Source organism: Acetobacter sp. DsW_063, from assembly GCF_002153745.1.
GTDB lineage: Bacteria > Pseudomonadota > Alphaproteobacteria > Acetobacterales > Acetobacteraceae > Acetobacter.
The window spans coordinates 1-9582 of sequence record NZ_JOPL01000058.1; the positions used below are offsets into that span (position 1 = coordinate 1).

Annotated in this window: 6 protein-coding genes and 1 pseudogene; all 7 read right to left on the reverse strand. The window is 60.6% G+C overall.

Annotated features, from left to right (window positions below):
* Positions 1-303 precede the first annotated feature (303 nt).
* Complete coding sequence (locus HK28_RS09280; RefSeq protein WP_086644312.1) at positions 304-2175, reverse strand: Hint domain-containing protein; 1872 nt, start codon at positions 2173-2175, stop codon at positions 304-306.
* A 416-nt stretch (positions 2176-2591) separates the two neighbouring features.
* On the reverse strand, positions 2592-2789 hold the full coding sequence (locus HK28_RS09285) for a hypothetical protein (protein WP_086644313.1): 198 nt from the start codon (positions 2787-2789) through the stop codon (positions 2592-2594).
* A complete protein-coding gene (locus HK28_RS09290) occupies positions 2782-3225 on the reverse strand; it encodes a hypothetical protein (RefSeq protein ID WP_086644314.1) in 444 nt (147 codons plus the stop codon). The genes HK28_RS09285 and HK28_RS09290 overlap by 8 nt, the downstream gene beginning before the upstream one ends.
* Positions 3225-4361 (reverse strand): hypothetical protein, encoded by a 1137-nt coding sequence (locus HK28_RS09295; protein ID WP_086644315.1) that lies wholly within the window; start codon positions 4359-4361, stop codon positions 3225-3227. Before HK28_RS09295 ends, HK28_RS09290 begins: the two co-directional genes overlap by 1 nt.
* Entirely contained in the window at positions 4361-5146 is a 786-nt protein-coding gene (locus tag HK28_RS09300) for a hypothetical protein (RefSeq protein WP_086644316.1), read from the reverse strand. The genes HK28_RS09295 and HK28_RS09300 overlap by 1 nt, the downstream gene beginning before the upstream one ends.
* A 3-nt stretch (positions 5147-5149) precedes the next feature.
* Positions 5150-6775: a hypothetical protein gene (locus HK28_RS09305; protein ID WP_086644317.1), complete on the reverse strand. Its 1626-nt coding sequence runs from the start codon at positions 6773-6775 to the stop codon at positions 5150-5152.
* Positions 6772-9582: pseudogene (locus HK28_RS14010) on the reverse strand (phage tail protein); the annotation flags it as partial. The gene HK28_RS09305 and the pseudogene HK28_RS14010, both read right to left, overlap by 4 nt.

Below are 9582 nucleotides of genomic sequence, written 5' to 3' on the forward strand. Positions count from 1 at the left end.
CGCGCAGGCGACGCCTTCGGGCAGCACGCCGAACCAGAGCGCGACAAGTGTTCCGGCGATATCCGCCAGGGCGAACAGGGACGTTGGCTGACGCAGACAGCCCTTCAAAACGGCGTGCGAGATCGGCCGCGAGTTGCAGCGGGTCATTCATCTGATGCTCCGGGCATAAAAAAAGCCGCCCAGAGGGCGGCTGACTAACGCATCGACATTCAGGCGATACGTCAGAAAAGTATAAAAATTCCTTTGGCAGCCGACAGGAAGCCGATGTCACACGGCTCCCTTCGGATGCCAGACGCTCTTTATTTATGCACTTCTGCGTTCAAGGCAAACTACGTCAGTGGACGCCAGATAGGGGCCAGCAGCCATCACCTCTACAGAAAGAATAAAGGGAGAACTGGAAGGCTGGGAAGTGGCGGACACACTTCCTGCCCCGGCAGTCCAGCGACCTCGTCCTCCTTCCAGTCCGTGCCAGCCATCCAGAGACAGGGTCTCAAGGTGCTGATCGATGACCTCAACCTTATCAGCGCGCGATTTCATAATATTGCCGACCAGAACGCCCAACTCACGCCTGTCATCGACAAAGGGGCCGATCGCGTCGCTCGGTCGGCTTGTGCGTGACATGATTCTTACGGCGCTCACTCCAGGCGGGATCATGAAAGAGTAATGGTCGCCAACCCGCCTTAGAGGCCTCAGAATCCGGCCTATGTCGGTCATAAGGCGGACGTCCGGATCGCTCTCCAAAGATACTTCGCTTTCGTTCGGGTCTTCCGCTACAACAGGCGCGCGAGCGTCGAGCGCACGATAAATCGGCTCTACGACCGAGCGCTCCACGCCCAACGGCGCAGCAGCATCGAGTTCCCAGGAGCGAGTGCGACCGGCTATTGTCGAGACCTTGCCATGCTGTCTGAAGAGATGTCGGTTGTCGGTATCCAGATACGTCTCTGTCAGCATGCCGTCGGACCAGATGACCGCGTGCGACTCCGTCTCGATGTGGTAATACGTGTAGTTTTCAATGCTCGTGTCATAAAAGATGCTTTTTCCATTGACCAGCATCCTGACCGGAACAAACTTTCCTTCGAAGAAAAGACAATGCTCCGCTGTGACAAGCATATCTTTATAGGGAACCCCCTGCGATACCGCGTCCTTCAGAACGCGCACCGGGTATCCTGCTTCATCTTTCCGAAGAGTGCCGTTTACAGAAACGCTTTTACTGCCGACCCATGTGACGCCAGACATTCTTTCCAAACCGCTGCGCCAATCGAATGTAGTGACGATGTCTCCGATACGGACGTCCTCTACAGGCACGTCGCCTGAAGGCGTACGGATCATCGATCCGGGAAGGAAGCAGGCTCCTACGTAAGTGTTATTACTTGAATAAGTAATTTTTAGAGGATTGCTCGTGCTTCCGTTAATATAATACGTATTATTTGTCAGCGTAACACCACTGGCGAGCGTCGCGCTGTATGACGCTATTTCAGTTCCGGACGAACCGTAGAGCGTTATCGTTTTTACCGTCGATGACCCCGTTATTGTATAGTACGATACAGTCGCAACGGTATTTTCCAACTCAATAGTGTCTTTTGACGGGTCATAACCCGTTATAGTCGTGCTCGACAGGTTGAGAAGCGACGCCCCTGCATTCAGAATGAAGGTGCCGCCGCCTGTTCCGAAGTGAATCGTTGTCCCGGACAGTGCAGTGATCAGCGAAGTGCCGCCAGAGAATGTGCCGCCGTTCGTGATATTGACGGTCGTTCCGGAAAGAGCGTTGGCCACCAAACCATTGTTGAGGGTCGCCGTGCCTCCGTCGACATCGATGACGAGCCCGCTGAGCGCGGTCAACAATGTTGAAATCGTCGCTGTCCCACCCACGTAGATCGTCGTCGGATAGATCGTGAGCAGATTCACCAGAATGTCCACAGATCCCGTAACACCTGCGGGAACGATGTAGGTCGCTCCAACAAGCAAGCTCGCAATGCTGATTGCGCTATTGGTGGATGAGGCCACGTAGCCGGTCTGAGCGATGCCCAGGACACCGGGATAGAGCGTCCCAGTGTAAGCCGTAGTGCCGTCCGGGTCAGTGATCGTAACATTCCATGAGGTTATAAGGGTCCCCAATGTATTCGTTGTTACCGTGTATTTTACACCACTGCTGGTAGTTGTCGTTGTCGTAGCCATAGCAATACCCTCTTGAAGGATGTGTCTGAATTCGGTTTCAGATCAACGCTGGCAGCGCGACGGAAATTACTATTTTCCAAACAGCTCCATTCCGGAAGTATTTTTATACTTGGAAGTTTTGTTATAAATTTTCCAAATTTATTTAAAGAATTTCTTATTCTATTTTTCATCATCCAGGGTAATTAAAAAGACCAAAGCGTAATTATATTACGAAATAAGTGATTGATATACTTATTAATTTAATTTTTGGCATAAATCTCTAAAATCAACGCCCTAATTCCGACAAAAATAGGAATAATCATAGTTCGGTTCGTTTGTGAAATATCGCGAATTCGTGATGTCCTTCGCGCCGGTTCATATCGTTTCTGCCAATATTTAATTTTCGTTTCCTTTATAATACACAAGGTAAATAACAATCACCGCCCATGCTGCAGTGCGTTGACGATGCCGCTTCCGATGGCTGAACCAAGGATCAGGAGCGCCCCGTTCAGGGCTGCGCGCCTGCTTTCCACCGTGTTGAGCTTGCGCAGCTCGGTCCAGATCTGACCGAGCTTCGCGTCGGTATCGTCCCTGAGTTTGTCGATATCTTCTTTCGTGGCGGCGCTGTCAGACATCGCTGGTCTCCACGGGAGCGGCGGGCAGGATTGTGCTGGTCGTGTCAGTCCCGTCGACAATGGCTTTCACCGCTTTCTGATACGAGATCCACTCGCCCGGAACCGCGTCGCCCAGCGATCCATACTCGGCCCAGACCACGTTTTGCGCGGCCGTAAGCGCAAAGCCCGCCCGGATGGCCAGAGGAACCGCGTCCGCAAGCTGCTCTTCGGTCATGGCGACCAGCGCCCCGCCCTGCACGCCCCATCCGCCCGACAGGCGATCGTTCCACTGATCCGCCGTCAGCGGGACCAGATCCGCAACCGGCGGCATGACGCCGGGATCGCTCATAACCCACGCATCCCACCAACCGGTGACAGGCGCAGGCTGCGCGGCCGACAGGTCATGGGACGCATAAAATCTGTCCGGATAGACAGTCCTGACGTTGATATCCGCCATCACAAAACCCCCATGACGATAAAGGTGATTGTCACAGTCCGCGTCGATCCGTCAGACCCGAACGCCGTCGCGGTAAAGCCGCTGTTATCCGCCGCGTAGCAATTGACCCAGCTGCCGGCGCCCGCGCCGTTCGCAGAATAGGCGATCCCGATCGGCTCCCCTGCGCGCGACGACATCGCGATCGGATAGTTGACGCGCGTCCCCGGCCCGACACTTGCCGTCCACATCTGGATGACCTTGTTGCCCACCGTCCGGATGACGCTCGCGGTGCCGGTGGCGAAATCGTTGGCGTAGTCTGACTTTGCGACGTAATTCTGATTGACGGCGGACGCCGTGATCAGCCCGAGACCGCCAATCCAGCCCTGCGTCGCATAATTCGCGGCCGCGATACCCGCGTTTGTCGCGTATCCAAGGGCCTTGACCCAGTCTTGCGTCGCGTAGCCCTGCCCGCGAACCCAGCCCGAGGACACGGCCAGATTTGAGTCGTCGCCCGTATCGGGTGGAGAGGCGAGCGTAAGGGGCTTCCATGCGTAAACACCAGAGGCCTGAAACCGGAAAACTTCGAGTTCCTGTGACGCCTGATTTTGCGACAGGATGACGCGCAGCGCTTCATTGCCCCACGCTTCCTGAATATACGTCCCGTCGATACGCCCCACATAGCGAGGCCCGTAGTCAGGCGTCGGAGCGGACGCGAATGTCGAGAAAAAGCGAACTGTCGCGCTCTGGCCAAAGGCCGATCCCGGTACGGTCGCACTGAACTGGCTTCCGGTAATCTGGCCCCTGGCGGTTACGCCACCCGAGAGGTTCAGGCTCCCGTCGTCCTCCAGCATCGCCAGACGCTCGGCCGGGATTTCGCTGTAAACCTCGACCGTTCCGCCGAAATTGAGCGCCGCCGTCGTGTTGGCCGTGGTGCCGAGGATCTTCGTCCGGGCCAGCGTCGCCGGAGATCCGGGCGAGAGCGTGCCGGTCCCCCATTCCGCCTGCGATCCATCGTCGGCGAAGTAAAAGACCGAACCGCCGGACGGAAACGCATGCGTAAAACTGCGCCGGTCCGCCTCGGGTCCGTTGAGGGTAAACGTCCCCGTTCCCGGAGCCGTCGTCGTCTCCAGAACAAAATTTCCCAATTGTGCGGGCATCAGAGCCGTTCCGTCAGATCAAAAGTGATGGCGTGCCGGTCGGCCGCGCCGAAAGGATTGGAGATCTCGCCGCCCGACAGGCGACCGAACAGACCGCGTTTCGCAAGCGTGAGCGCGTCCGCCGAAGGATCAGGCAGGAACAGGGTGTTTCGTCCCGTCGCCGCCACGCGCAGCATCTGCTCGACGACAGACGCGTCTGCGTCGCCAAGCGACTGATGCGCGATCGTCAGCTTGCGCTGATACCAGCGCGTCGCCACGAACTCCTGACCACCCAGCGAGACGACGCTGTCCTGCCCCAGCGCGCGATCAGCCGTGCTCTCGCTGCTGAAATTGCGCACGGGCGACCATAACGGCCCGGCATAAGCCAGAGGAATGTCGATCCACGTTCCCGGATCAGTGTTCGGCCAGACGGTGATCGTGACCGCGTCGCCCGTGACGTCGCTCGGCAGCGCCCAGACACATTGTCCGTCCGAGACCGGACAGGCCATGACATAGGTGTCGATAGCCGACGTCCCGCCGTTGCTCACCTGAATACGCCACTGCGCGCCCGTCTCAGGCAGATTGGTCCGGTGCAGGCTGAACACCCGCCACGTCGCGGGCGCTTGCAGCGTCATCGTAAAATTGGCGCTGTCGCCTGCTTTTTCGATCAGGCTGCGAAACCCGAGGCTCGCCGCGCCATAAGGATTCTGCAGGTTCGTGACAGGCAGCGATCCCACCGTCGTGTTGCTGGCGACAAGCGTCGCGTCGAGGACGCGATTTTGCCAGCCAAAACCGCAATTTTGCATTGATCACACCAGAATCTGGAATGTGACGACCTGATCGGTCGCCTGTATGTGTTCGCTGATCACCACGCCCGGAACGCGCGCGGTCAGACCGGCCGCTGGCGCGCTGAGCCCCACCACGTCGCCCAGTTCGATCGACCATGCGAGATCCTGCGGAACCGAGACCGCCCAGAGCCTGCGCTGCACGCCCCACAGCGCGCCGTGACGATTGGCGATGGTCTGGGCGTCCGCCTGACTGGTCAGCGCCGTCGCGATCGTCGCCGGATCGTTCGGCGCCCGCCAGCGGCTCTTGACGTCCGACGACCACCACAGGGCGGTCCGGTCGGCCACAGCAATCACCGACTGCCGATCGGCCGGAGCCTGCGGATGCAGGTTCGAGCCTGTCGTCTGCACCGTGAAATTGTGCCGCCACCCCAGACGCCAGCGCCAGGTCGGCGGATCGAGAGAACTGTCGAGCGACGACGCGGCGATATCGGTGATCACGTCGGCCGACAGCTCCGCCACAACCGGGCTGTTGGCAGTCGGAGCCACGAGCGGAACCGGCAGCAGCGTGCCAGTGCGCGTCGGCGCCAGCGACACGCCAAGCCCCGAGAGCAGCGTCGTCGTGACGCTCTTGCCGGTCAGGCTGCCGGAGCCGTCCCAGAACCAGCCGCCCGCCCATGGCGCGATCGTCGACGTCTCGGTCCAGCCCGCGTCGATATAGGCCTCTGGCATGACCAGATCCTCGACCAGCATCCGGCGCAGGATGTCGAGGACGTTCGTCGGCGCGGCGCCCGAGCGGAACCGCCCCACGGCGTCGACCGTGATCCCGTAGACGGGCTTTGTGCCAAGACGCAGCCACGTCCCCGACGCGCCCGTCTGCACCGTGTAGGAGCCCGCCGCCGGAGAGCTGGCGTAGATATCGGCGACGATCCCGCCCGATACGATTCCGCCGGCGTATCCGCCCTCGTAAAGAGCCGTGATTGACGCCGGACCGTCCGAGATCTGGTAGACGTAATTCGTGCTGTCGATCAGGACCGGCGTCACGTTGCACACCGTCCCGCGCATGACCGGCATCGTCCGGCCCGCGACGTTGCTGTCGCCGTCGAGCCGTCCGGAGCCCCCATACGTCGCGACGCCGAGCGTCGTTTCCAGCCAGTAGGTGGCGTCGAGCAGGTCAATCGCGAGCGACTGCCTGTCCGGACGCCAGCTTTTGCCCAGCCCCGCGAAGACCGGCCGCAAAGACGCCGAGACAGGATCGACCTCGATCCCGCGCGCCGTGTCGAACGCCTTGTCGCCCGTGCGGATGCGGACCGGCATATGATCGTTGACGCGCGTCGTGATCATGCCGTCGAGTGCGCCGCCGACATTGGCCAGTGTGATCGACCCTGCCGACAGCTGACCGCCCAGCGCGTCGGCCGACAGCGTCAGCCCGCGATCGAGCGTAAAGGCGTCCGTGACGTAAGGCGGCCACGGCGCATGGTTTTCATCGACATAGCCCCGGTCCGAAAACCGCACGGTTTCGGTCATCTCCAGCGTGCGGGCGTTGCGCGACAGCGCGCCATGCGGCCGGGTTCCGTGTCCGCGCGTGACGGACGCGGTTCCCGACGCCTGACGCACAAGGTCGATCTCGACCGTTCGAAACGCCGTCATGCCGCTTTCACGCCTCCTACTGTGATGAGCCGCCGCAGCTGGGCGACGTTGCTGTTGAGAGCGTCGACGGACTGCTTGACCGCGAGTGTCGCGTCTACGCTTTGCTGGGCGAGCTGTTTCGCAAGGCTCGCCGTGTAGGTGTCTGATCCGACGTTGCCGATCGCGGCCAGCATGTCCGAAACTTGCTTGACTGCGTCAGCGTAGCCCGTGCCGGAGCCGAACCACGCTTTGGCCTCGGTCAGATATGTCTGCATGTCCGACTGAACCCGCGACAGGGCGTCATAATCGCCGCCCAGCGCAGCCTGATAATCGCTCTGCAGATTGTCGTTCGCCGCCGCATACTGGTCCTGCACGGACAGCGGCGACGCGTCCGACGTCATCAACCCGCTCGCATAGTCCGACAGGTTGCTGAACACCCCCGCGACGGACTGATCCGCCTGCGAGAGATATTCTTTTTGCTGCGCCAGCGAAGTTCCGGCGTATTGCTCCTGAATCTGGAGCCGTTCCGCCGCCAGCGCCTTGTCGAGATCCGCCATCTGCGCCTGAAACGTGGCGTTGCTCGCATACGTGTCGCCAAGGTATCCGTCCCAGTTGTCCTGCAGCTGCTTGACCTGCTGCGCGGCCGACACGTCGAAATTCAGCAGGTCCGCGCCCTGCTGATCCCCTGTCGCCGAGAGATAGCGCGCCTGAACCGCCTGATCGTTCTGGTTCAGGGTCGTCGTCTCGTTCGCGATCATGGTCGCGGCGATGGCGTTTCCCTTGTCCAGAAGCGCCTGCGCACTCAGCCCGTAGGACGCCGCCGTGTTCGCCGCGTCCAGATACTTCTTTTGCAGATCCTCGACCTGTTGCGTCAGGCTTTCCGATCCGGACGCCGTGACGTCCAGAAGGCCCGGCATCGTGGTCCCGACAAATTCCTCGATCGCCTGAAATTTCGACTGCAGATCGTCGAGAGAAATCGTCTGTCCGTCGAGCGTGGACAGCGCCGTCGCCATGTCGCCCGTGTATCCGGTGAAATGCGCGACGGTCAGATGCGAGGAATCGTCGAACTTGCCGACGAGCACGCCCATGCTGTCGAGTGTGTCCGACAGGGTTTTGAGAGACTGGATCGCCTGCGTGTAGCTGCTGACGCTGTCGAAGCTCGACGGCATCAGCTGATCGAGCGCCATCTGCATCGTGGCGTCGGACGACGTGAGATGCGCGTCGCCGAGATGCTGTTCCAGCGTCTGCGAGTTGGAGTTTTTCCCTTTCTTGTAATGCCCGACGTCGCCGACGAACCCGTCATCGACCGAAACGCCCGAGTAGCCGTAGACCGCGTTGATCGCGTCAAGCGCCGACTGCAAGGATCCGGAGACGTCGTCGTCGGATCGCTTGACGCGCCTGTCCGAGATCACCAGCTGGCCGTCCTGCCCGCTGACGCTGTCATAAGCGTAGTGCGACTTTGAAAATAGCGAGCCGATCAGGCTGCCAATCCCGCCCAGAACCGTGCCGCCAACCATCGAACCTATCGGACCGAGGAATGACCCGACGCCGGTTCCGATCACGCTGCCGATCGCAGATCCGATCGTGCTGCCGCTCCCGCCGCCCGTGAGGCTGGTCACAAGGCCGCCGACGCCCAGCCCGCCGGACAGACCGCCAAGCATGCTGCCAATACTGGCCCCGCCGTAAGTCTTCGTGCCCAGCAAGGATTTGAGCCAGCTGCCGGACGTCGCCGACGTCGCGGCTGATGGATCGGACAGGCTGTTTTTCAGGTTCAGTTCCTGTCCGACGCTGATCCCCGAGCCCTCGAAATCCATCTGGCCGCCGGACGAACCCCAGCCGTCGCCAGACGAAGATCCGGACGAGCCGCCCATTCCGTCAAGGATGGACGACAGGTCCGAGAGCGTGGTGCGGCTCTGCCCGTCAATCTCGCTCAACAGCGGATTGATCAGCCCCATCTTGAGGATCATCGACGCGATCTGCGTCTCGATCGCCTGCAGCGTCGACTTGAACGACATCCCGCTCGACGTGCCCTGCAGGAATCCCTGCACAAGCCCGTCCGACAGCTGGTCCGCCATGTTCGAGATCGAGCCCGTCAGATCCGAAAGCGTCTGCTGCTGATGCTCATAGGCGACGGACGCCGCCGATACCTGGCGCGACAGCTCGACGTAATCCTGCGCCTCCTGCGGCAGCACGGCGCCATACTGGCGACGCATCTCCATTTCCGCCTGCAGTCGCGCAATGCTGATCTGTCGCGCGTCGGAATCCTGCCCGATGCTGGCCGTCTCCGCCTGCAGCAAGGTAAGATTGTCGGACAATCCCCGGTTCTGTTGCAGCTGCTGCGTCCGCTGTTGCGCGTCCGACAGCGCGTCGAGAGCCGACACCCGCGCGTTGACTTCCTCGACGAACTTCTGCGACGCCGGGTCGAAATTCTGCGTCGCCGCGTTGTACGCCTCCTGATAGTTCGTCGCATGCTGCAGCGCGCGCGAGGAATCGGCCGCCGCAGACGAAATCGCTGTCTGGGCGCGCACCTGCCGCTCGATCTCGGTCGTGCCGTCTTCATATGCCGCCGTAAGCTGGCGCTGCTTTTCCGTCAGCGCCTGCGTCAGAGCTTGCTGGTTGACGCCGGTCCCGCGCGTGGTCGTGTCAAACTGGGCCACGACCACGGCCATGCTGCGCCACCAGCCCGATTGCGCTGAAAGACTTTCGTTCTGGTCCTTCATGCCCTGCGTGATCGAGGTTTGCGGATCAAGCGTGTTCGCAAGGGCGATTTTCGCGTTGGTGATGCGCTCGCTTTCCTCCTGCCATTCGCGCGAGCCCTGCGTCAGGCC

Coding starts and splice junctions, on each gene's coding strand:
- HK28_RS09280 (WP_086644312.1), bottom strand. CDS start 2,175: ATGGCTACGACAACGACAACTACCAGCAGTGGTGTAAAATACACGGTA.
- HK28_RS09285 (WP_086644313.1), bottom strand. CDS start 2,789: ATGTCTGACAGCGCCGCCACGAAAGAAGATATCGACAAACTCAGGGAC.
- HK28_RS09290 (WP_086644314.1), bottom strand. CDS start 3,225: ATGGCGGATATCAACGTCAGGACTGTCTATCCGGACAGATTTTATGCG.
- HK28_RS09295 (WP_086644315.1), bottom strand. CDS start 4,361: ATGCCCGCACAATTGGGAAATTTTGTTCTGGAGACGACGACGGCTCCG.
- HK28_RS09300 (WP_086644316.1), bottom strand. CDS start 5,146: ATGCAAAATTGCGGTTTTGGCTGGCAAAATCGCGTCCTCGACGCGACG.
- HK28_RS09305 (WP_086644317.1), bottom strand. CDS start 6,775: ATGACGGCGTTTCGAACGGTCGAGATCGACCTTGTGCGTCAGGCGTCG.